Annotated in this window: 22 protein-coding genes; 12 read left to right on the forward strand and 10 right to left on the reverse strand. The window is 44.1% G+C overall.

Annotated elements, in window-relative coordinates:
* Positions 1-9 precede the first annotated feature (9 nt).
* On the forward strand, positions 10-1,140 hold the full coding sequence (locus AC1DCV_RS11600; protein WP_477023334.1) for an alkene reductase: 1,131 nt from the start codon (positions 10-12) through the stop codon (positions 1,138-1,140).
* On the opposite strand, the gene AC1DCV_RS11605 is transcribed toward AC1DCV_RS11600, so the two are convergent.
* Both AC1DCV_RS11605 and AC1DCV_RS11610 read right to left on the reverse strand, forming a co-directional pair.
* Positions 1,085-2,350, reverse strand: coding sequence for an RNA polymerase sigma factor (locus AC1DCV_RS11605; RefSeq protein ID WP_477023335.1), 1,266 nt, complete (start codon positions 2,348-2,350; stop codon positions 1,085-1,087). The genes AC1DCV_RS11600 and AC1DCV_RS11605 overlap by 56 nt on opposite strands.
* Before the next feature lie 4 nt (positions 2,351-2,354).
* The gene (locus tag AC1DCV_RS11610; RefSeq protein WP_477023336.1) at positions 2,355-2,699 is read right to left on the reverse strand and encodes a YciI family protein; all 345 of its coding nucleotides are present in this window, start codon (positions 2,697-2,699) and stop codon (positions 2,355-2,357) included.
* Between the two features lie 136 nt (positions 2,700-2,835).
* Here AC1DCV_RS11610 and pbpC point away from each other — a divergent pair, with 136 nt between their 5' ends.
* Positions 2,836-5,232 carry a penicillin-binding protein 1C gene (pbpC, locus tag AC1DCV_RS11615; protein WP_477023337.1) on the forward strand — a complete coding sequence of 799 codons (2,397 nt, stop codon included), beginning with the start codon at positions 2,836-2,838 and terminating at the stop codon, positions 5,230-5,232.
* Between the two features lie 185 nt (positions 5,233-5,417).
* Here pbpC and AC1DCV_RS11620 read toward each other — a convergent pair whose 3' ends face one another.
* The 3 genes from AC1DCV_RS11620 to AC1DCV_RS11630 are packed head-to-tail and all read right to left on the reverse strand — an operon-like array spanning position 5,418 to position 7,656.
* Positions 5,418-6,674: a replication-associated recombination protein A gene (locus AC1DCV_RS11620; protein WP_477023338.1), complete on the reverse strand. Its 1,257-nt coding sequence runs from the start codon at positions 6,672-6,674 to the stop codon at positions 5,418-5,420.
* 15 nt (positions 6,675-6,689) lie between these two features.
* Positions 6,690-7,121 carry a group III truncated hemoglobin gene (locus AC1DCV_RS11625; protein ID WP_477023339.1) on the reverse strand — a complete coding sequence of 144 codons (432 nt, stop codon included), beginning with the start codon at positions 7,119-7,121 and terminating at the stop codon, positions 6,690-6,692.
* A 13-nt stretch (positions 7,122-7,134) separates the two neighbouring features.
* Positions 7,135-7,656 (reverse strand): hypothetical protein, encoded by a 522-nt coding sequence (locus AC1DCV_RS11630; RefSeq protein WP_477023340.1) that lies wholly within the window; start codon positions 7,654-7,656, stop codon positions 7,135-7,137.
* A gap of 157 nt (positions 7,657-7,813) precedes the next feature.
* Between AC1DCV_RS11630 and AC1DCV_RS11635 the strand changes: the two genes are divergently transcribed.
* Together AC1DCV_RS11635 and AC1DCV_RS11640 are read left to right on the forward strand one after the other, a co-directional pair.
* Complete coding sequence (locus AC1DCV_RS11635) at positions 7,814-9,874, forward strand: M13 family metallopeptidase (RefSeq protein ID WP_477023341.1); 2,061 nt, start codon at positions 7,814-7,816, stop codon at positions 9,872-9,874.
* 96 nt (positions 9,875-9,970) lie between these two features.
* On the forward strand, positions 9,971-10,258 hold the full coding sequence (locus tag AC1DCV_RS11640) for a YHS domain-containing protein (protein WP_477023342.1): 288 nt from the start codon (positions 9,971-9,973) through the stop codon (positions 10,256-10,258).
* Between the two features lie 432 nt (positions 10,259-10,690).
* Here the strand turns inward: AC1DCV_RS11640 and AC1DCV_RS11645 are convergent, their stop codons facing one another.
* Both AC1DCV_RS11645 and AC1DCV_RS11650 read right to left on the reverse strand, forming a co-directional pair.
* Positions 10,691-11,092: a hypothetical protein gene (locus AC1DCV_RS11645; RefSeq protein ID WP_441573260.1), complete on the reverse strand. Its 402-nt coding sequence runs from the start codon at positions 11,090-11,092 to the stop codon at positions 10,691-10,693.
* A gap of 271 nt (positions 11,093-11,363) precedes the next feature.
* Positions 11,364-12,194: a UDP-2,3-diacylglucosamine diphosphatase gene (locus tag AC1DCV_RS11650; RefSeq protein ID WP_441573259.1), complete on the reverse strand. Its 831-nt coding sequence runs from the start codon at positions 12,192-12,194 to the stop codon at positions 11,364-11,366.
* Between the two features lie 180 nt (positions 12,195-12,374).
* On the opposite strand from AC1DCV_RS11650, the gene AC1DCV_RS11655 reads away from it, so the two are divergent.
* From AC1DCV_RS11655 to AC1DCV_RS11690, 8 genes are all read left to right on the forward strand, one after another.
* Positions 12,375-13,025 (forward strand): DUF47 domain-containing protein, encoded by a 651-nt coding sequence (locus AC1DCV_RS11655; RefSeq protein ID WP_079469694.1) that lies wholly within the window; start codon positions 12,375-12,377, stop codon positions 13,023-13,025.
* Positions 13,026-13,066: 41 nt separating this feature from the next.
* Positions 13,067-14,071: an inorganic phosphate transporter gene (locus AC1DCV_RS11660; RefSeq protein ID WP_441573258.1), complete on the forward strand. Its 1,005-nt coding sequence runs from the start codon at positions 13,067-13,069 to the stop codon at positions 14,069-14,071.
* A gap of 159 nt (positions 14,072-14,230) precedes the next feature.
* Complete coding sequence (gene rfbA, locus AC1DCV_RS11665) at positions 14,231-15,109, forward strand: glucose-1-phosphate thymidylyltransferase RfbA (RefSeq protein WP_441573257.1); 879 nt, start codon at positions 14,231-14,233, stop codon at positions 15,107-15,109.
* 24 nt (positions 15,110-15,133) lie between these two features.
* Positions 15,134-16,162, forward strand: coding sequence for a UDP-glucose 4-epimerase GalE (galE, locus tag AC1DCV_RS11670; protein ID WP_441573256.1), 1,029 nt, complete (start codon positions 15,134-15,136; stop codon positions 16,160-16,162).
* A 52-nt stretch (positions 16,163-16,214) separates the two neighbouring features.
* Entirely contained in the window at positions 16,215-17,180 is a 966-nt protein-coding gene (locus AC1DCV_RS11675; RefSeq protein ID WP_477023343.1) for a transketolase family protein, read from the forward strand.
* Between the two features lie 166 nt (positions 17,181-17,346).
* The gene (locus AC1DCV_RS11680) at positions 17,347-17,907 is read left to right on the forward strand and encodes an RNA polymerase sigma factor (RefSeq protein WP_477023344.1); all 561 of its coding nucleotides are present in this window, start codon (positions 17,347-17,349) and stop codon (positions 17,905-17,907) included.
* A 99-nt stretch (positions 17,908-18,006) separates the two neighbouring features.
* Positions 18,007-18,732: a hypothetical protein gene (locus tag AC1DCV_RS11685; RefSeq protein ID WP_477023345.1), complete on the forward strand. Its 726-nt coding sequence runs from the start codon at positions 18,007-18,009 to the stop codon at positions 18,730-18,732.
* A 29-nt stretch (positions 18,733-18,761) separates the two neighbouring features.
* Entirely contained in the window at positions 18,762-19,223 is a 462-nt protein-coding gene (locus tag AC1DCV_RS11690; RefSeq protein ID WP_477023346.1) for a hypothetical protein, read from the forward strand.
* Positions 19,224-19,277: 54 nt separating this feature from the next.
* Here the strand turns inward: AC1DCV_RS11690 and AC1DCV_RS11695 are convergent, their stop codons facing one another.
* The 3 genes from AC1DCV_RS11695 to AC1DCV_RS11705 form a co-directional block, all read right to left on the reverse strand.
* The gene (locus AC1DCV_RS11695) at positions 19,278-19,625 is read right to left on the reverse strand and encodes a nuclear transport factor 2 family protein (RefSeq protein ID WP_477023347.1); all 348 of its coding nucleotides are present in this window, start codon (positions 19,623-19,625) and stop codon (positions 19,278-19,280) included.
* Between the two features lie 41 nt (positions 19,626-19,666).
* The gene (locus AC1DCV_RS11700) at positions 19,667-20,524 is read right to left on the reverse strand and encodes a helix-turn-helix transcriptional regulator (protein WP_477023348.1); all 858 of its coding nucleotides are present in this window, start codon (positions 20,522-20,524) and stop codon (positions 19,667-19,669) included.
* Positions 20,525-20,635: 111 nt separating this feature from the next.
* Complete coding sequence (locus AC1DCV_RS11705; protein WP_441573249.1) at positions 20,636-21,382, reverse strand: MBL fold metallo-hydrolase; 747 nt, start codon at positions 21,380-21,382, stop codon at positions 20,636-20,638.
* Positions 21,383-21,450 lie beyond the last annotated feature (68 nt).

Here is a 21,450-nt window from a genome sequence, read left to right on the forward strand (position 1 = left end):
CAATAGATCATGAATACGAGAGAAAAGTTATTGTCGCCGCTTGTTACCCCTTTATTCACCTTTAAAAACAGGGTAGTGATGGCTCCTATGAGCAGACGCCGCTCTGACCAGGGTATTCCCAGCCCTTCGGCGCCATTGTATTACGGACAAAGAGCGGGCGCCGGTTTAATCATTGCCGAAAACAGTGCCGTTACGGCTAACGGTCTCGGCTATCTGAATGCACCAGGCATTTATAATGCGGCGCAAAAAGCTGCCTGGAAAAAAGTAGTAGACGAAGTACACGCCAGGGGCGGAAAAATATTTGTACAACTGGTACACACCGGCCGGATAGGACATCCGCTGAACCAGGAAGGAGGTGTACCATTGGTAGGTGCTTCTTCCCTGAAAGCGGAAGAAAGCATCCGCACGCCCGGGAATGAACATCACCCGATGCCGGAACCGGAAGCATTAAGCACTGCTGGCGTAAAAGCAATGGTAGACGCACATATCCAGGCCGCTATTGCCGCCATAGCTATCGGTTTTGATGGAGTGGAAATACATGGTGCACATGGCTTTCTTCCGGAACAGTTCCTGCACCCCCTCACCAATCTGAGAACAGATGAATACGGTGGTAGCATCGCTAACCGTAGCCGATTTCTGCTGGAAATCATGGAAGGAGTGACAGCCGCCATCGGCAAAGAACGCACCGGCATCAGGTTATCTCCTTTCGCGATCCTCAATGATTTACCGGCCTATGTAGAAGAAGCGGCTACTCACCAGTATATCACCGATGCCTTACAGCAATTAGGTATATTGTACATCCACCTGTCCAGCCAACCCCTGAATGGATTGCCAAGTATATCTACTGCTTATATTGAGGAGGTACGCCAACGCTTCCATAATCTGTTGATAGTGGCAGGCGGACAAACAGCCGATTCCGGCGAAGCCTTGTTACAAGCCGGTCTGGCCGATCTTATTGCCTATGGTAAACCTTTTATAGGTAATCCCGACCTGGTGGAAAGATTCCGTCACAATACACCATTAACCGAAGCCGATGCCAATATCTTTTATGAAGGAGGAGATACCGGGTATATCGATTTTCCCATCATTCACCCTCATCCGGAAGCTTCGCCTCTTGAAGTTCCTCAATGGCTTTTCTAAGCGTTTTTTGTGTGGTAACAGATTTGCTGAGTGAGATCGCTTTATGATAATAGCCAATGGCTTTATCAGTATCTGTACCAGCCCATAAGTAAGCCAGCAGCGCGTAGTAATAATCATGTTCCATCAACTGCAGTTTTTCGGCCTCTTTTATCCCCTGTTCGCTTCCATAAACTTTTGCAAAAGCAAATGTTCTGTTCAGCGCAGTCATAGGAGAGTATTCTATCTGGACAAGTTGATTATATAGTTGTAAGATATGCTCCCATTTACGTTCATCCGTGGGAGTAGTATGCCAATAGGCAATGCCTGCCTCCAGATGGTATTTTGAAATATCATTCCCGGTGCAGGCATTGACCAGGTAGTAATTTCCTTTCTCAATCAATTCTTTACTCCACAAGCTTTTATCCTGCTGCTCATACAAAATAGCTTCTCCCGAATCATTCTCCCTTGCATCGAGACGGGAGCTTTGAAAGCACATCAAAGCCAGTAGTGCATTGGCTTCTGTAGTATTCACCAATGTACTTTCTGTTAAAATAAGTGTAAGCCGCATCGCTTCTGAACAAAGGTCTTTGCGGATAGCGTGATTATTGGAAGTAGAAAAATATCCTTCATTAAACAACAGGTATAAAGTTCTCAAAACAGTATCCAGTCTTGACGCCATCGTAGTAGCCTCCAACACCTTGATCTGGAAATTATCATCGCGGAGATTGGCCCTCGCTCTCAGCAACCTTTTCTTGATCGTTTCTTTTTTAGTAAGAAATGCATCTGCTATTTCTTCTACACTAAAGCCACAAAGAATCTGAAGGGCTAAACAGATCTGCGCTTCTTTTGAGTTGCTGGGATTACACACCGCAAAAATCATTGCCAACTGGCTATCCGTAATAGTTTGCGGAGTAAATTCAAAATCGGGTTCCGCCTCAATATCCGTTGTTGTAATGGCGCCCTTGATATGTGTTTCAAAAATAGAGATCCGCTTGAGATAATCTTTGGTTTTGTTTTTTGCAACCGTATAAAGCCAGGCAGTTGGGTTTTCAGGAATACCATTTACACCCCATGCTTCCGTAGCTTTTAAAAATGTCTCGCTGGCAATATCTTCAGCGATCTCCATATGTTTCAGACCAAAATGACGGCATAATACAGCCGTCATCTTGGTATACTCCAATCTGAATAAGTGAGGCAAAAGCTCCTGGTATGCGGCTGCCTTTTCTGCCATCGGCTTAACTTTTTTCGCCGGGTGCCAATATAGCCCGTACTTCCACATTCCCGCCCATTTTTAGCACCGGATTCTCTTTAGCCATTTCAACGGCTTCTTCAATAGAATCAGCCTTTACAATCATGTACCCACTGATAAACTCCTTAATTTCCGTGTAAGGACCATCTGTTACCACATCGTTGGGTTTCACCGTTTTAGCACTGCTGGCAGACAGGCGGTTTCCTTTGTCAGCCAGCTTATTCCGGGCAGCAATACTTCCCAACCAGTTCATCCTTTCCTGTAGTTGTTCTGGTGATGGATTGTCGTGAGAATCCTTGCTGTTTCTGAAAATTAATATGAACTCTTTCATGATGATAAGTTTTGTTGATTCATCCTTACAACGATTGAACTTTTCAGATGGGGACAAATAACTTTTTTGCCGATGGGTATCACTTATAAAGTTAACCCTATCTTTGAACACACAAAATTATTACCCGGATTCCCCGATGAAGCTATATACACTCAAACAATGGTGCCTTAAAAAGAAATGGTGGCTGACAGCAGCAGGCATTCTCCTCATCGCGTATTATTGTTGTTTACCCAAACAGCTTTTTACGGCTGCCACTTCCTATGTGCTGGAAGACAGCAACGGTGATTTGCTCAATGCCAGTATAGCTCCGGATGGACAGTGGCGCTTTCCCTACAACGCACATATACCGCAGAAATTTGAGCAATGTATTGTTGCTTATGAAGACAAGCGATTTTATTATCACTGGGGCCTGGATCCTATTGCGATCGCCAGGGCTATTAATCAAAATATACGGGGTAAAAAAGTAGTGAGTGGTGGCAGTACATTAACCATGCAGGTGATACGCCTGTCGCGCAATCAACCCCGCAATATCTGGCAAAAAATGGTGGAAGGGATATTAGCCACCCGGCTGGAGTTTGCTGCATCCAAAAAGAAGATCATTGCTTTATATGCTGCCAATGCGCCTTTCGGAGGCAACGTAGTAGGACTGGAGGCAGCAGCCTGGCGTTATTATGGCCGTAAAGCAGATTTGTTATCATGGGGAGAAATGGCTGCCCTGGCCGTTCTTCCTAACAGTCCTGCGCTCGTGCACCCGGGCCGCAACAGGGTAACGTTGTTGAATAAACGTAATCAGCTGCTGACCAAATTATATCATCAACATACCATCGATAGCATTACCTGCCAGCTGGCCAAGCTGGAACCCTTGCCAGATCAACCTTTGCCGCTGCCCCAGGAAGCACCGCATTTACTGGACCTTTTCCGTAAAGAATACCTGCAACAAAAATCAGACGCCCCTACCCGCATTCAAAGCACAGTGGTGGCCGACCTGCAACACAACGCCACTGCTATTGCAGAACGATATCATAACGCTTACAAAGCCAATGGCATTAACAATGCCGCTGTACTGGTGCTGGATGTAGAAACCGGCAACACCCTCGCTTATGTTGGCAACATCTATAATCCTTCTGACCCGGAGCTGGAAAGCCACGTAGATATTGTGCAGGCAAGAAGGAGTCCCGGCAGCACCCTGAAACCGGTGCTGTATGCCGCCATGCTGAATGATGGTCTGATACTGCCTAATACCCTGATTCCCGATATCCCCACACAAATTGCCGGGTACTCCCCGCAAAATTTTGATCTGGGTTATGACGGTGCTGTGCCGGCATCCCGTGCCCTGGCAAGGTCATTGAATATACCTGCCGTACGCATGTTGCAACAGTATCGCTACGAACGGTTCCATTCCTTATTACAGAAAATGGGGATTACTACACTCAATAAACCGGCAGACCATTACGGCCTGTCATTGATCCTGGGTGGCGGAGAAACTACACTGTGGGAAATGTGTGGTATGTATGCCAGCATGGCCCGCACATTGCTGCACATGGACCAATACAAAGGGAAATACGATATGGACGATATTCATCCACCTAACTACCGGCAGAATATTCAACGTCCTTCGAAATATGGACTGAGCAAAGATGGGCTGCTGGATGCAGGATCTATCTGGTATGCCTTTCAGGCGATGACAGAAGTGATGCGTCCCGGGGAAGAATTACTATGGCAGCAATTCTCTTCCTCACAGCGTGTTGCCTGGAAAACAGGTACCAGCTTTGGCTTTCGCGATGGATGGGCGATTGGCGTTACACCGCAATATGTGGTAGGCGTATGGGTGGGTAATGCTGATGGGGAAGGGCGCCCCGGGCTGATTGGCGTATCTACCGCAGCGCCCATACTATTTGATGTATTCCGCTTATTGCATACCAGCGGATGGTTTAACACCCCCTATGCCCAAATGAAAAAGGTAGAAGTCTGCCGTAAAAGCGGCTTCCGTGCCAGTGAATTATGCGAAGAAAGAGATTCTATATATGTGCCGGCTGCAGGTATGCGGGCGGGTATCTGTCCGTATCACCAGTTAATACACCTCGACAGAACCGGCCAGTGGCGCGTTACAGAAAGCTGTGAGTCGCCTCAATTTATGCAGCATAAATCCTGGTTTGTGTTACCGCCTTCTCAGGAATATTATTATCGCAGTAAAAATTATTATCAGCAGCTGCCGCCATACAAACCGGAATGCCTGGCATCACTCGGGCAGGATAAAGCACCCATGGAACTGATTTATCCACGACCCGGCGCGAGAATATTTGTACCCGTAGAAATTGATGGAAAGCCGGGTCAAACGATCTTTACGGCCACACACCGTAACAGTTCCGCTAAAATATTCTGGCACCTGGACAATAACTTTATTGGTACCACCGCTGAATTTCATCAGATGGCATTACACCCTGCGGCAGGAAAACATACGATTACATTAGTAGATGAGAATGGGGAAAGAGTAGAACAAACATTTGAAATTTTAGATAAGGAGCGGGAGTAGAGAGAGTTTTTGTCTTACTCAGGATTATACTGATTATACTGATTTTTATTTTATGATTTTTAAAAGATTAAGGGAGATCAATAAAAATATTATTCAGCGATGCCCCTAATCGTTTTACATCGTTCTAAATCAGAAAAATAAAAATCAGTATAATCAGTATAATCCTGGACAAGACAAACTTCGCTTTAATAATTATATTTCTCCTTCCACAAATTCTTCAGATACTTCCGCAACTCTTCTTCCCGCGGGTTATTCCCTGGTTCATAGAACTTCGTTCCTTTAATTGCATCCGGCAGAAACTCCTGCACTACAAAATTATTTTCGTAACTGTGTGCGTATGCATATCCATCTCCATATCCCATCTGCTTCATCATTTTCGTAGGGGCGTTCCTGATATGCATCGGTACAGGCAGATCACCAGTTTTAGCAACGATCGATTGTGCTGCGCTGATGGCCGTAACAGCGGCATTGCTTTTAGCAGAAGCCGCGAGATAGGTAACGCATTGCGAGAGGATGATTCTCGATTCCGGGTAACCTATGAGGTTCACAGCCTGGAAACAACTGGTAGCCAGCAACTGCGCATTGGGATTGGCATTGCCGATATCTTCGGATGCAAGGATTACTAACCGGCGTGCGATGAATTTTACATCTTCTCCGCCATCAATCATTCTGGCGAGATAGTATAATGCTGCATTCGGGTCACTACCACGAATAGATTTAATAAAAGCGGAAATGATATCATAATGTTGTTCCCCGCTTTTATCGTAAATGGCTACCCGCTGTTGCGCAATATCCATCACTTTCTTATCTGTAATAACGATCGGATCTTCCTGGAGGGTGGTCACTACCAGTTCAAACAAGTTAAGCAGTTTGCGGGCATCTCCCCCTGAAATATTAAACAGGGCGGTGGTTTCTTTTAATTCAATGTTTTTGCTGCGCAGCCATTCATCGCGTTCCATGGCCTGTTGCAACAATGTCATTAACTGATCGTTGCCCAGTGGCTTGAGTACATATACCTGGCTACGTGATAATACTGCCGCATTCACCTCAAAAGAAGGGTTTTCGGTGGTAGCGCCAATGAGGGTGATGATACCTTTTTCTACGGCACCTAACAGGGCATCCTGCTGGGATTTATTAAAACGGTGAATTTCATCAATAAACAACACCGCATGCTGCTGTCTTCTTGCCATCTCAATCACTTCCCTCACTTCCTTTACACCAGCCGAAATGGCGCTGAGGGTGTAAAAAGGTACCTGTAGTGTATGCGCAATGATATTGGCAATCGTAGTTTTACCAACACCAGGAGGACCCCACAAAATCATCGAAGGGATCATGCCTTGCGCGATCGCTTTTCTTAAAATACTGTCCTTGCCGGTAAGATGTTCCTGCCCCACCAGTTCATCCAACGTTACCGGTCTTAACCGCTCCGCTAATGGTTGCATACTACACTTATTGTTTTATTGGTGATTGCCCGGGTTAACGAGCGGGATATTTTTGTCGGTGCCCGGATGATTGATCTGGTTCATTTTAAACGCCATAATTTCCTTGATGGACCTGGCACGGGTAATGGCCAGGGTAGCCTTTTCTCCTGTAAAAAGGGTGGTTACAGCAGCTTCAAACAACTCCAGCCAGCGGTCAAAATATTCCGGCTGCAGCGGCACCAGCTTATTCAGTTTAAAATGAGGATCCATGGCGTTCCGGCCATAGTTGCTACCATCCAGTAACAGGCTTTCCCAGAAATCATACATAATGGGCAGATGATGCGGCCAGTCAACTTTTGCCACATCATTAAAAATAAAACCGATCAGTTCATCGGCTTTCACTTTCTCATAAAAACTATCAATCAATGATTGTATGTCGTCTCTGTTGGCTATTTCCCGCTTTTCCATAACCCGATATTTTTTATTCTGCTTCTGGCTCCTCTTCTGCTATATCAATGTGCTGTTGCTTTTCCTGCCATTGACGCAGGTAGCGGAAAGACAAAATCGCATTCAACAACAGGGTAATGCCCATAAAAAGGCAAATTCCCCCCAAAACCTGTACACTTTGACGTGTAATGGCCTTTTGTTCTTCCGGAGATGGTAACATCGCCTTCAGGTCCTTGATAATATTGTCCGGTAAACTGATCAATGCCAGTCCCGCCACTACTATTAAAGAAGAAAAGAACAATTCTATCACCCCCATGATACGGATCCCACCTGGTGTATTTTCTTTCAGGGGCAATTCCGGTATCAACAGACTGCGCTGCAGATATAAGGATAAAACGCTATGAATGAAACAGGCGCCCCACAGCAACAACCCCAGTAAAGAGGGAGTATTAATCCCCTGGTACAGCATTACGGAAAGACCCGTAAATGCAGAAAAACCAGATATCATCAATGCTAGTGCTGTTGTGATTCTGTACAATTTAAACCTGAAATCCATCTATATCTTAATTTACGTAACACAAACCTACCTAATTATTTAGAGATTATCGGAATTGATCCGCTGCACCACCACGGCGGAGATTGCCGTTCATAAAAAACCTTTGCCGCAACATGACCCGTTTTCCATAACTTTAAATACTAAACCTGTTTTATATATGAACAAAACCAATGCGGTAAAACTACCGTTGCTGGCTGCCATGATTACTTTTGCAGCCTGCAATTCCAACAGTTCCTCGCACCAGGGAGAAACAGCAGACTCCGTGAAGGTGCCGGCATTTAACCTGGCCGATATAGACACCACTGCCAAAGCCTGCGATGATTTTGACAATTACGTAAATGGAAACTGGAAAAAGAATAATCCTATACCATCTACTGAAAGTCGCTGGGGAGCATTCAATATCCTCGATAAAGAAAACAAGGAAGTACGCCTCAAAGGAATTATTGCTGACATCACCAGCAAGACAGACCTGAAAAAAGGTACGGAAGAACAACAGATCGCAGATTATTACTCATCTTTTCTTGATACCGCTACCATTGAGCAACGCGGCATCACACCCCTCCAGCCTTACCTGGATAAAATTAATGGCATCAAATCACTGGCTGACTGGGCCAGCGTAACCGGCGAACTGCAAAAAATCGGTGTATCCTCCTTTACCGGGTTCGGTGCAGATGCAGATGCAAAAGACAGTAAAATGAATGTACTGTACGAAGGACAAGGTGGTTTAAGCCTCGGCGAAAAAAGCTATTACGAAAGACAGGATTCTGCTACTAAAAATGTACGCAACGAATTTTTGTCGCACGTAGACAAAATGTTTAAACTGGCTGGCTTCACAGAAGCTAATCCTGGTAAAACAGTGCTCGAATTCGAAACCAAACTGGCCAACATACAGCTCACCAATGTAGAGCTCCGCGATCCGGTTAAAACCTACAACAGATCCGCTTATGCTGACCTGAAAAAACTGGCTCCCGATTTTGACTGGGATAACTTTGCTGCCAAACAGGATATTAAAGCAGATACAATTGTACTCCAGAACAAAGAATATCTGACCAAAGCAGGTGGCCTGCTGAAGACCATCCCGATAGAAACACTGAAAACATACACCAAATGGCAGTTGCTCACCCAATTTGCCGGTTATTTGCCTGCGTCTTTTGACACAGAAAATTTCCATTTCTTTGGTACAGTTATGACCGGTAAAAAAGCACAGAAAACCCGTGCCGAACGCGCTATCCGTTCTACTGATGCCAAAATGGGTATGCCGCTGGGTAAACTGTTTGCCAAGAAATACTTCCCTGAAAGCAGCAAACAGAAAGTATCTGAAATGATCGAAAACGTGCGCAAAGTATATGGCGAAAGAATCGACAAACTCACCTGGATGGGCGATTCTACCAAACTGATGGCACACAAAAAATTATCTTCCTTTACTTATAAGATTGGGTATCCTGACAAATGGAAAGATTACTCTTCTATCAATATTGAAAAAGGAAAACTGCTGGAAAACGTAGTAGCAGCAAGTCTGTATGAGCACAATGAAAATATTAAAAAAATAGGTAAACCAGTAGACAGAAGCGAATGGGGTATGACTCCTCAAACGGTAAATGCCTATTACAACCCTTTAAACAACGAAGTAGTATTCCCGGCAGGTATCCTCCAGCCTCCTTTCTACAATCCTAATGCAGACGATGCCATCAACTACGGCGGTATCATTGCTGTAATAGGTCACGAGTTTACCCATGGTTTCGATGATCAGGGTTCTCAGTTTGATGCAGAAGGTAACCTGAAAAACTGGTGGACAGAAGCTGATCGTAAAAATTTTGATAAGCTCACCAAACGTTACATTGATTACTTCAGCACGCTGGAAGCTTTACCTGGCTTCAAAATAAATGGTGCTTTGACCATTGGTGAAAACGTAGCCGATCTGGGTGGTTTAACCCTGGCTTATCATGCATTGGTGAAATCTTTTGCAGGCAAAGGCGAACCTAAACCTATTGAAGGATTTACCTGGCAGCAGCGTTTCTTCCTGGGCTGGGCGCAGGTATGGCATGGTAATATTACCGATGCAGCCCTCCGCAATCAGATCCAGACAGATCCACACTCACCGGCAAGGTTCCGCATCAACGGACCATTACCTCACCTGGCTGAATTCCAGGCAGCATGGGGTTGTGCTCCAGGCAATAAAATGGTTTTACCTGAAGCAGACCGCGTAGTTATCTGGTAATAACACGGCTCCTTATAGCATTACGGATTTGTAAGAAGCAGGTGCTTCTCACAAATCCGTAATTTTTTTTATCAATACCTTCGTAAAAAAAATAGTATGAAATATATATTCTTCATCGGTAGCGCATTATTCCTGTTTGCCTGTGCCCAACAAAACAAACCTGCTGAAAACAATGCAATGCCGGCAACACCTGCCGCGGCAACAGAGAAGCCGGTGGCAAATGCCAATGGCAAATTACCCGACCCGGTATGTGAGATGCCTTATGATACCAGTTATAAAGAATGGGCGGTGTATAAAGGAGATACGGTGCATTTCTGTTCTGTTACCTGCAAAGGCGTATTCGAAAAAGCACCGGAAAAATACATGGCTAAACTGGGAAAATAATCCCGTAACTAATAAAAACCGTCCGGGTAGAAACCCGGGCGGTATTGGGTTCAGTTTATGAATCTATTGTATAAAATACAACTATTGCAAAAATTTTGAAAATGACATGGTGAAGAAATATGATAAGTATGTTTCCGTAAGCAGTGAATATATGGGCGAACAGTTAACAAAACCGTATTATGATACAGTTACAAAATAGGGTTCCTATACTTTGCTACTTCATTAATTTTTCAATACTTCTTTAATTCCATTGACAAAAGTATTGGCATGACATTACCACATTGTTAAGAGAATATTACCAGCATGTTAATTGGTGATTTTATTTATCAGGGGCTAACGGCTACAAACATACAAAAAGGAGAAAACAGATACGGGCTAAAGAACAGACCCGGAGAAATACATCTCCCGGAGCATTATAAAAACAGGAAGCAGTTACCACATATTCTGCTGGGGCGACTGCCGGTTATTATTCATCAGCATATCCAGGGAAATATCCAGTTGATAGTTACGGTCTTCCTTTTTATCAGCTGCAGGGCTGGCTATCTGGAATAAGTGCTGGCTCTTGTTCATAAAAGGTTTGTTGTCCTTATTGCACAATTCCAGCGAAAAATTAAACCGTTCTTCCACTTCTTCCTCAAATTCACGCAAACTCAGCGTTTCATCTATCGGGAACTCTATCAGGATCTCCTCTTCAAATCCGGCTTCTTTCAGGGTGTCAAAAGCATTTGCCAGCGAGTTACGCACATACACTGCCACATTGCAAAAGAGCAAACGCTGGATTTGCATTTGCAATAGGGAGATCGTCATTAAAGGATGTAACTTCAATACTTTCATCTAGCTGTTTTTCTGCTTTTTTAAATGTACACTATCGTCACACTTAATTATTTCTCTGGCAAACTTAGGAGTCTACTTTTAATTTAATATTAAGCGCTTGTTATGATTTTGTGAAAATAATATCTAAATATAAATATATAATAAAATAATAAATGTAATAAATATCAACTGCTTAAGAATTGTTGCAAACAACAACCGGGGCAGTGGCATTAACGATGCTACGGTAAAAGTAATCGGGGCAGCAGCAATCCGGCAGCATTCCGCACAGGCATCAGCTTCCGGGGAAAGTAATGATACGGGTGGCGTCCCAGTCATTAGCAGCATCATCCTCATCTTCCGCCAGTACAATTTTGGATTTGGTAACAGGGTGCTGGTACAGGGTCCATTGCTGGTTTATATATTCGAGAGATGTTAGGCTTTCTACCCAATCACCTGAATTCAGGTAAGTCACCGTTTTATCGCCCACCTGCATTTCTTTGATCAGCGGCTGGTGGATATGCCCACAGCACACTACATCAAAATCCTTATCCGCTGCGATTTCAGCAACTGTTTGTTCAAAATCGGAAATAAACTTAACCGCCGTTTTCACACCCTGCTTCACTTTTTTGGAAAAAGACATCTTTTCCCGGCCAAAGCTTTCCAGCACATTATTCACCAGGCGATTCAGGATAATTAACAGGTCGTACCCTTTACCTCCCAGTTTCGCCAGCCATTTGGAGTTTTTCATGGTCACATCATATACGTCGCCATGAAAGAACCAGTGCCTTTTCCCATCTACCTCCAGCACAAGCTTGTTGTCGATCGTAAAGTTGCCCAGTTCAAAGCCGGCGTATTTACGCAGTGCCTCGTCATGGTTTCCTGTCAGGTAATACACCTCGGTTCCTTTGCCGATCATCTTCAGAATTTTCCGGATTACCTTGGTATGGGCTTTTGGGAAATAACGTTTACTAAATTGCCAGATATCGATAATATCCCCGTTCAGTACCAGTATCCGCGGCTCAATACTATCCAGGTACTGGATCAGTTCTTTGGCGTGGCACCCGTAAATTCCCAGATGTACATCTGAGATGACGGCAATATCTAATGGGCGTTTGTCTGACATTTATAGGCGGTATGTACAGGTTGTAGGCAGCCTGTTTATGAGTATAATTTTCTATGCAAAGGAAAAATCGCTATATTACTTTTATATTAATCCAGTGTTAAGGAATTATTAATTCGCGTTTTTTGCTGGTAGGGATAGATCGAGAAAGCTAATTTTGCGGCAAATTATAAACTCAAACGTATGGGAGGCTTCAATTCTTTTGTTAAACTATTCATGCCGAAAGACCGGGTATTTTATTCTTTGTTTGAAGACGTAGCTTCCAATCTTGTAGAAATGGCCACTGTGCTCAATGAGCTGGTTGCCACTACTGATCTGGCTGTGAGAAAAGATAAAGTGCATCTGATAGAGCGCCTGGAGCACAAAAATGATGATTACACCCACCGCATATTTGTAGAACTCGGACAAAACTTCATTACCCCATTTGACCGGGAAGATATTCATTACCTGGCTGCCACACTGGATGATGTAGCTGATTACATCCATGGTTCCGCCAAAAGAATGGACCTCTACAAAGTACATTACATCAATGACAGCATCCGTAAGCTGGCTGAATTAATCCACCTGGGTGTACTGGAACTTGCCAAAGCTATCCCCGAACTGCGCAATATGCAGAATATGCGCATCATTACTGATGCCTGCGTAAAGATCAACAGCCTGGAAAACCATGCTGATGATATTTATGACATGGCCATCGCCGATTTGTTCGACACCGAACAAAATGCGGCAGAACTGATTAAAATGCGTGAAATCTACCAGGCCCTGGAAATCGCTACAGACAAGTGCGAAGACTGCGCCAATGTAATAGAAACCATTATTATCAAGTACTCCTGATAAGGGAAATACAGTTCTGAACGCATAATTCTCCCTAAGTCATGACTTTATTAGTAGTAATTATCATACTGGCCTTCATCTTTGACTATATCAATGGTTTCCATGATGCCGCCAATTCTATCGCCACAATTGTGTCGACCAAGGTACTGACGCCATTTCAGGCAGTACTCTGGGCCGCAGTTTTCAACTTTGCGGCTTTTTTTATTGCCAAATATATCATCGGCGAGTTCAAAGTAGCCAATTCTGTAGCCAGCTCCGTATTTGAACAGTTCATTACGCTGAAAGTAATCCTTTGCGGCCTGGTGGCCGCCATTACCTGGAACCTCTTTACCTGGTGGCTGGGCATTCCCTCCAGCTCCTCTCATACACTGATCGGTGGTTTCATTGGTGCAGCGGTAACTGCCTCCCATGGCAATATTGATGTAATCAATTTTCATAAAGTATTACCTACCGTATATTTCATCGTACTGGCACCGCTGATAGGTATGGTGGTGGCTTTTATTATTACCCTGATCATTGTAAATATCTGCCGCAAGGCAAATCCCTACCGCGCAGAAAGCTGGTTCAAACGCCTGCAGCTGGCATCTTCCGCTGCATTGAGCCTTGGACACGGTAGTAACGATGCACAAAAAGTAATGGGTATCATCTCTGCTGCCATGGTATCTGCCGGTTATATCGGCAGTATCAAGGAAATGCCAGACTGGGTACCACTGGCCTGCTTTACCTGTATCGCACTCGGTACCATGAGTGGTGGTTGGAAAATCGTAAAAACCATGGGTACACGTATCACCAAAGTAACACCATTGGAAGGTGTTGCCGCGGAAACGTCCGGCGCTATTACCCTGTTCCTCACAGAACACCTGGGTATTCCCGCCAGTACCACCCACGTTATCACCGGTGCTATCATGGGAGTAGGTGCTACTAAAAGATTATCTGCTGTTCGTTGGGGTGTAACCGTTTCCCTCCTCTGGGCATGGGTTTTAACTATTCCCATCAGTGGATTACTGGCTGCTTTCACCTATTTCATCGTAAATTTCTTTATTTAACAGATGATCATTAAAATATTTGAAAAGCTCTCCGGTCTTTACGGAGAGCTTTTTTTTATAAAAAAAACATGCTATTTGAAACAGAGCCGCTATTTTTGTGCGGTTTTCTACTGATTTAGAAAGCTAMCAGTTAGTGACCATCAAAAATTGATCTTGCAAATGAAAGGAATTATCCTGGCCGGCGGTTCCGGCACCCGGTTGCACCCCATTACGTATGCTATCAGCAAACAAATAATGCCGGTGTATGATAAACCAATGATCTATTACCCGCTGTCTACTTTGATGCTGGCGGGAATAAAGGATATCCTGATCATTTCCACACCACATGACCTGCCCGCTTTTCAACGCCTTTTTGGTAACGGCCAACAACTTGGGCTGAATCTCAGCTATGCAGAACAGCCAAACCCCAATGGGCTGGCCCAGGCATTTGTGATAGGAGAAGAATTTATCGGTAAGGATAGCGTAGCACTCGTATTGGGAGACAATATTTTCTATGGCGCCGGTCTCGGGACCCAACTGGCCCACAATGCCAATCCTGATGGTGGTATCGTATATGCCTACCAGGTATCTGACCCGGAAAGATATGGCGTGGTGGAATTCGGAGATGATATGAAAGTATTATCCATTGAAGAAAAACCAGAACAGCCGAAGTCAAACTATGCGGTACCAGGCCTCTATTTCTACGACAACAGCGTAGTGGAAATTGCTAAAAACCTGGAACCCAGCCCCCGCGGTGAATACGAAATTACAGACGTMAATAAAGAATATTTACAACGCGGAAAATTAAAAGTTTCTATCTTACCCCGCGGTACAGCGTGGCTGGATACCGGTACCTTTGACTCGCTGATGCAGGCATCACAGTTTGTACAGGTGATAGAACAAAGACAAGGAATAAAAATTGCCTGTATCGAAGAAATTGCCTTCCGTAAAGGATTTATCAATGGTGACCAATTGAAAGAACTGGCAAAACCTTTGCTTAAAAGCGGCTACGGGGCATATCTCGAAACAGTACTCAAACAAAAAAATATTCTGAAATAACTAATAAAGTAAATCTGAAATATCATGAAGGTTCTTGTTACGGGTGGGTGTGGCTATATCGGCGCACATACTATTGTAGATCTGATCAATAATGGATTTGATGTAGTGTCTGTAGACAGTAACATCAGGAGCAGCACCCAATTATTAGATGGTATTGAAAAAATTACCGGGAAAAAGGTACGCAATTACAAAGTAGATCTTTGTAACCTGGAAGATACCAACGCAGTATTTCATGAAAACAGAGATATTGTTGGTGTGATCCATTTTGCAGCACTGAAAGCAGTGGGAGAATCTGTTACAGAGCCCCTGATGTATTTTCAGAATAACCTGACATCTCTTATCAATGTGCTCAAATGTGTAAAAGAGTATAACGTACCTAACCTGGTATTCTCGTCTTCCTGCTCTGTTTATGGTAATACCAAAGACTTACCGGTAGTGGAAACAACGCCGCTCGGTGAAGCACAGTCGCCATACGCCCGCACCAAGCAAATTGGTGAACAGATCATTGAAGACTATAGCCGGGTAAATGATACCCAATCTATACTGCTCCGGTATTTCAACCCGGTAGGTGCCCACCCTTCCGCACTCATAGGTGAACTGCCACTGGGAAAACCGGATAACCTGGTACCTGTAATCACCCAAACAGCCATTGGAAAAATCCCTAAAATGACCGTTTTTGGTACCGATTACGATACCCGCGATGGCTCCTGCGTGCGCGACTATATCCATGTAATGGATATCGCCAATGCACACACGAAAGCACTGCAATACCTGATTGAACACCGCAATGAAAGCAACTGCGAGATTTTCAACCTGGGTACCGGCAATGGCGTAACCGTATTGGAAGCGATCAAAGCATTTGAGAAAATATCCGGTATAAAACTGAATTATACTACCGGCCCACGCAGAGAAGGCGATGTCATCTCTATTTATGCCAATAACAACAAAGCCAAAGAAAAGCTCCACTGGTCACCCGAGATAGGTATAGAAGACAGTATGCGCACTGCCTGGCAATGGGAAGTAAGCCTTCGCAATAAAGTGCTGAGTAACTAGGATCATCACTTTTTAATGTTTACTTTTATACTTCAATTTTAAAAAGACCATAATGGTAAAAGATATTCAACCACTAAATGAAAAAGAAACCCGCGGCGGGTTTGGTGAAGGTATATTGGAAGTAGGTCGTAAAAACCCTAACGTAGTTGCACTGACAGCCGACTTGCTCGGTTCCATGAAACTGAACGCATTTATTAAAGAATTTCCTGATCGTTTTGTACAGGTAGGTATCGCTGAAGCCAATATGATAGGTATTGCAGCTGGTTTAACCATTGGCGGCAAAATCCCCTATACCACCACTTTTGCCAACTTTTCTACCGGTAGGGTATATGACCAGATCCGTCAGTCAGTAGCCTATTCCAATAAAAATGTAAAAATATGTGCTTCCCACGCAGGTCTTACCCTGGGTGAAGATGGCGCTACTCACCAGATCCTGGAAGATATCGGCATGATGAAAATGTTGCCTGGAATGACCGTAATCGTGCCTTGCGATTTCAATCAAACCAAAGCAGCTACTATCGCTATCGCTGATTATGAAGGTCCGGTATATCTTCGTTTCGGCCGCCCGAAATGGCCTAACTTCACGGCAGAAGACCAGAAATTTGAAGTAGGTAAAGCACAGATCCTGCACGAAGGAACAGATATTACCCTGTTCGCCTGCGGCCACCTGGTGTGGATCGCCATCGAAGCAGGTAAAGTACTGGAAGAAAAAGGATACAGCGTTGAAATCATCAACATCCACACGATTAAACCACTGGATGAAGCAGCTGTTATTGCCTCTCTCACTAAAACCGGTTGTGCCGTAACTGCGGAAGAGCATAACGTACTCGGTGGTCTTGGTGATAGTATTGCACAGGTAGCCTCCCGCCATATCCCAGTTCCTATTGAATATGTAGGTACCAACGATACTTTCGGCGAAAGTGGTAAACCACTGGATCTGTTGAAAAAATATGGCCTGGATGCAGATCATATCGTGGCTGCCGCCGAAAAAGCAATAGCCAGAAAAAAGAAAGCATAACGCGATTTTATATTTGATTAAAAGATTAGCGAAGATGGAAGTGGATACCCGCTACTGTCTTCGCTAATCTTTTTTCTATATTAAACTTTCTGTGAAAGTATTGGTCTCATGAGTGGGTTTTTATTTATATTCATCTAAATATAACCTGTTAAGAACCATTTAACCTATGGCCGTTTCACAGGACGATAAAACGTTATTAGCATTATACCGCATATCTGATACAAAGGAGAAAGGATTTACCCTGATCATCCAGAAGTACCAGGAAAGGCTTTACTGGCATATTCGCAGAATGGTAATGGATCACGATGATGCCAATGACGTGCTGCAAAATGTATTCATAAAAGTGTGGAAAAACCTGGAAAACTTCCGGGAGGATGCACAATTATATACCTGGCTATATAAAATAGCCACCAATGAAAGTCTGACTTTCCTGGAACAACAAAAACGTAAAACATCCATTTCCCTGTCGGAAGTCGAAAGCGGTTTAAGCAATAAACTCAGGGCAGATCCCCAGTTTGACCCGAATAAACTGGAATGGAAGCTACAGAGAGCTATACTCAGTTTACCCGATAAACAAAGGATTGTATTTAACCTGCGCTATTATGACGAAATGCCTTACGAAGAAATGAGTAAAGTGCTGGAAACGTCCGAAGGCGCACTGAAAGCCTCTTATCACCATGCCGTAAAAAAGATAGAAGAATACATACGGAAAGGAGCTGACATGTAATTTTACAAATATTTATTTTAAGCGATTTTTAAAGAAATTTACCAAAAGATTAAAATGGCATTAAACTATTAAATCCCTTCACTGTCTAAAAAACAGTATATGAACAAGCAGACCTACATAGCGAACGAATTAATGCAGATAGCACCAGATGTCAACTGGCCGGCTGAAGCACCTTTTACGGTGCCGACAGGCTATTTTGAACAACTGCCTGCCGCTATCATGCTGCAAATTCAGCTGGAAAACCTACGTTCCGGCACGCCTGCTGTTCTACAAAACCCAACCATTCCTGCCGGTTATTTTGATGGGCTGTCACAAACCATCATGCAACGCATCAAAGCCGAAGAGACCAGCACTGTATCATCAGAACTGGCATCCCTTTCCCCTTTCCTGGCTGCTATACCAAGGCAGGTACCTTTTACGGTGCCCGAAGGCTATTTTGAATCCCTGCAGGTCAATCACCTGCTGCCTGCCACCCCACTGCGGGTAGTACACCGGAACAAGGCAAGTACCTGGATTAAATGGACAGTAGCCGCCTGCTTAACCGCTTTAATGGGTAGCAGCGCCATCCTGTTTATAATATCCGATGATAATACCCATGGCAAAATAATAGAAAAACAACTGGAAGACCTTAACGACCAAGATATCGTTGAATACCTGCAAACCCACACCGATCCCTTTGATAATGATGCTATTTTTGCATCCTCCGTTTCTGTGGAATCAACCCCGGTGCAAAACCAGCTAAACGAAGCCGTTCCGCTGGAAGCCATCGAAAAATACCTGCAACAAACAGATTTATCAAAGGAAGTGTTACCTGAAAAGAAATGATGAAACGTTTTAGCTTTATATGGATTGCAATGTTAGTGCTACTATTCACCATGGGTGTCAGTAGCGCACAACAACCCCCATCCGATGATCCCGCTGAAAAAATAAGAGCTATTCAGATAGAATACCTATCCAAAAAACTCGATCTCACCACGGAAGAAGCACAAAAATTCTTACCTGTATATAATAACTATACCCGCGAAGTAGAACAACTTATTGCGGAACGCCATCAGAAAAGAGACCAGGAAAAATTATCCTCCGACAACGCCGATGACGCTGCCCGCAGAAATATGGATAAGGAACTCACCTACGAAAAAAGAATGCTGGACATCCGCTCCCGCTACAATACAGAGTTTCAACGGGTATTGCCCGGCAGGAAAGCAGGCATGGTTTTCAAAACGGAAAGAGAGTTCCGGACCATCATGATCAATCATGTAAACAGACAACGAATGAACAGAATGGGGCAGGGTGGAGGCCCAAGGAGAAGATTTTAGAATTACGAACTACGAATCTGAAGCCCGTAATTCGTAATTCATAACTCGTAATTCTTACTTATAATGCGCCCTCACTTCACATACCAGCCCCTCTTCATTTAACACCATCAGCTCCGCACTGAGCATATCATTCACACTCTTATAATAAAGCACCACTGAATTTACGCCTTCCAGGATATGATACAACTCAAAATGTAAGTTGGGATACGCTGCCAATCCCTTACTGAAGTAAGCACGTAAGTTTTCCTTTCCCCTGATACAACCTGCTGGATCATTATTAATCTTTTTGATAAGAGGAGAATAAAAGAGGATGTCCGCATCATAGTGCGATAAAATTTCTTCCAGGTCGTGTGAATTCCATGCCCGGAGCCAGGCTTCGCCAAAGTTGGTCAGATTTTGCATGACTGTTTTTTTCCTGCAATGTAGCGCTTTAGCCCATCGGACTATTTGCTGAAAAGATCATTTTCCATATTGCGCCATTGCAGCGGCGTTACCTTAAAGCTGCGCCGGAACTGCCGGTAAAAGTGGGTGATGTCCTCAAAACCAGTACTATAAGCTATTTCAGGAATCGGCTGCTGCGTGGTACGTAGTAGAAACCCCGCCATCTGCAACCGCTTTTCCCATATCCACCCCATAGGAGCGCAATGATATAATTCCCGGAAACGACGTTTCAAAGTAGCGGTACTCATATGTCCCATAGCCGCCATTTCCTCCATCAGCCGCACTTCCGGCAACGCTGTACATAACTTTTCCATTACCTCCGGCAACGGGTATTTCACCGCTTTCGCCAGCATGGCACTTATCGATTCATTTTTATTGATCAGGTATAAGGCCCGGGAAATAATTTCGTAATGGTCAGGAGCAGGATGCTCCGCTGAAAAATAGGGTAATAGCGATTGGGTAAAGTGATGCCATTGCGGATCTGCCGGTAAGGTAGTGAGCGCTTTGGAATGAGCCTCCAGGCGTCTTTTTTTATTTGCCAGTGCTGCGAGTATTACCTCGTCCGGTATCACCAGGTTAATGCTGCTATACTGCTTCCGGGGAGGTAATATTTCAGAACAAAGCAGTGTCCCGGCCGGAATCAGTAAGGCATCGCCGGCATGTAACTCGTGCACCTGTTTGCCATCATACATTCTTTTCTCTCCTGCTACAATCAGATTCAATACCGTATGCGGTATGTATAGCTCATGAGTGGCCTGTTCACGATAATGACTATACGAAGCCCAATTTTGGCCTTGCTGCTGCCATGTTTTAATTTCATGCTGCCCGGTGAGCGCAAGACTATCAAACAAGGTATACATGGGAATAGCTTTTAGCGGTTAGCAGTTAGCTTTTAGACTATAGCGGAGGATCATTCGCGGAGGGATTTTAGCGGATGACCTTTTGTCTCTTAAGCCCATCCGCTAAAGTTATCAGAACTTCGCAAAAGGTTCTTTAGTGTCATGATAAAAAAGGAAAGTCCAGCCTTCCTGCTTACCACGTTCCAGGAATTCCTGCCGAAGCTCCATACTGCGCTTGCCATCGTAATCATATTTGGCCGCAAAACGACTTTTCATCTGGGATATCTGCGGTGCCACATCTCCCCCAAAAAACACTTTATCTTCTCCGTCATCTATCAAAAAAACCTGGTGATAAGGACAATGGCCACCGGTAACTTCATAGTGTATATAATCATCTATAGTGCCATCGCCGGTAGTAAACACCACATTATCGCGTTGCTGTAATAAAATAATATCTTCAGCGAGATACGATTTACCAGAGTGCTCCAAAGCATACAACATCTCCTCATTATTCACATAATAGGTAGCACTGGGAAAAGTAAGGGTGCGCTCCCTGGTAATGGGATCTTCTGAAGATACACCACCGGAATGATCCTTATGTAAATGACTCATCAATACTTTAGTAATCTCCATGGGATTAATGCCATGATCTATCAGGTGCTGATGAATTTGCAATACCCCATCCGGATTACGAAATCCCAGACCGGTATCGAATAAAATATAATCGCGGTCAGTGATCACCAGGAACGGCTGTATTTCTACCAGCAATGAACCATGCGGGCGATCCTGCATGCTATCTGTTCCCAGCTTAAAGGGAAGGAATTTCTTGGTCCCGTCTACGGTAAATGACCCTTCTGATAATGGAATAATACGTGCCATTTTGCAAAGATACTAGCTTTTGGCTTTTAGCCTTTAGCAAAAATGCAGCGAAGATGTTGCCATCTCCA

It is taken from the genome of Chitinophaga sp. 10T418 (assembly GCF_056394125.1).

Bases quoted from the DNA above. Each gene is read 5' to 3' on its own strand.
- AC1DCV_RS11640 (WP_477023342.1), top strand. From the start codon at position 9,971: ATGAAATATATATTCTTCATCGGTAGCGCATTATTCCTGTTTGCCTGT.
- AC1DCV_RS11630 (WP_477023340.1), bottom strand. From the start codon at position 7,656: ATGGATTTCAGGTTTAAATTGTACAGAATCACAACAGCACTAGCATTG.
- AC1DCV_RS11625 (WP_477023339.1), bottom strand. From the start codon at position 7,121: ATGGAAAAGCGGGAAATAGCCAACAGAGACGACATACAATCATTGATT.
- AC1DCV_RS11645 (WP_441573260.1), bottom strand. From the start codon at position 11,092: ATGAAAGTATTGAAGTTACATCCTTTAATGACGATCTCCCTATTGCAA.
- AC1DCV_RS11655 (WP_079469694.1), top strand. From the start codon at position 12,375: ATGGGAGGCTTCAATTCTTTTGTTAAACTATTCATGCCGAAAGACCGG.
- AC1DCV_RS11695 (WP_477023347.1), bottom strand. From the start codon at position 19,625: ATGCAAAATCTGACCAACTTTGGCGAAGCCTGGCTCCGGGCATGGAAT.
- AC1DCV_RS11675 (WP_477023343.1), top strand. From the start codon at position 16,215: ATGGTAAAAGATATTCAACCACTAAATGAAAAAGAAACCCGCGGCGGG.
- AC1DCV_RS11685 (WP_477023345.1), top strand. From the start codon at position 18,007: ATGAACAAGCAGACCTACATAGCGAACGAATTAATGCAGATAGCACCA.
- pbpC (WP_477023337.1), top strand. From the start codon at position 2,836: ATGAAGCTATATACACTCAAACAATGGTGCCTTAAAAAGAAATGGTGG.
- AC1DCV_RS11680 (WP_477023344.1), top strand. From the start codon at position 17,347: ATGGCCGTTTCACAGGACGATAAAACGTTATTAGCATTATACCGCATA.
- AC1DCV_RS11660 (WP_441573258.1), top strand. From the start codon at position 13,067: ATGACTTTATTAGTAGTAATTATCATACTGGCCTTCATCTTTGACTAT.
- AC1DCV_RS11650 (WP_441573259.1), bottom strand. From the start codon at position 12,194: ATGTCAGACAAACGCCCATTAGATATTGCCGTCATCTCAGATGTACAT.
- AC1DCV_RS11705 (WP_441573249.1), bottom strand. From the start codon at position 21,382: ATGGCACGTATTATTCCATTATCAGAAGGGTCATTTACCGTAGACGGG.
- AC1DCV_RS11620 (WP_477023338.1), bottom strand. From the start codon at position 6,674: ATGCAACCATTAGCGGAGCGGTTAAGACCGGTAACGTTGGATGAACTG.
- AC1DCV_RS11635 (WP_477023341.1), top strand. From the start codon at position 7,814: ATGAACAAAACCAATGCGGTAAAACTACCGTTGCTGGCTGCCATGATT.
- AC1DCV_RS11700 (WP_477023348.1), bottom strand. From the start codon at position 20,524: ATGTATACCTTGTTTGATAGTCTTGCGCTCACCGGGCAGCATGAAATT.
- AC1DCV_RS11690 (WP_477023346.1), top strand. From the start codon at position 18,762: ATGTTAGTGCTACTATTCACCATGGGTGTCAGTAGCGCACAACAACCC.
- AC1DCV_RS11600 (WP_477023334.1), top strand. From the start codon at position 10: ATGAATACGAGAGAAAAGTTATTGTCGCCGCTTGTTACCCCTTTATTC.
- AC1DCV_RS11610 (WP_477023336.1), bottom strand. From the start codon at position 2,699: ATGAAAGAGTTCATATTAATTTTCAGAAACAGCAAGGATTCTCACGAC.
- galE (WP_441573256.1), top strand. From the start codon at position 15,134: ATGAAGGTTCTTGTTACGGGTGGGTGTGGCTATATCGGCGCACATACT.
- AC1DCV_RS11605 (WP_477023335.1), bottom strand. From the start codon at position 2,350: ATGGCAGAAAAGGCAGCCGCATACCAGGAGCTTTTGCCTCACTTATTC.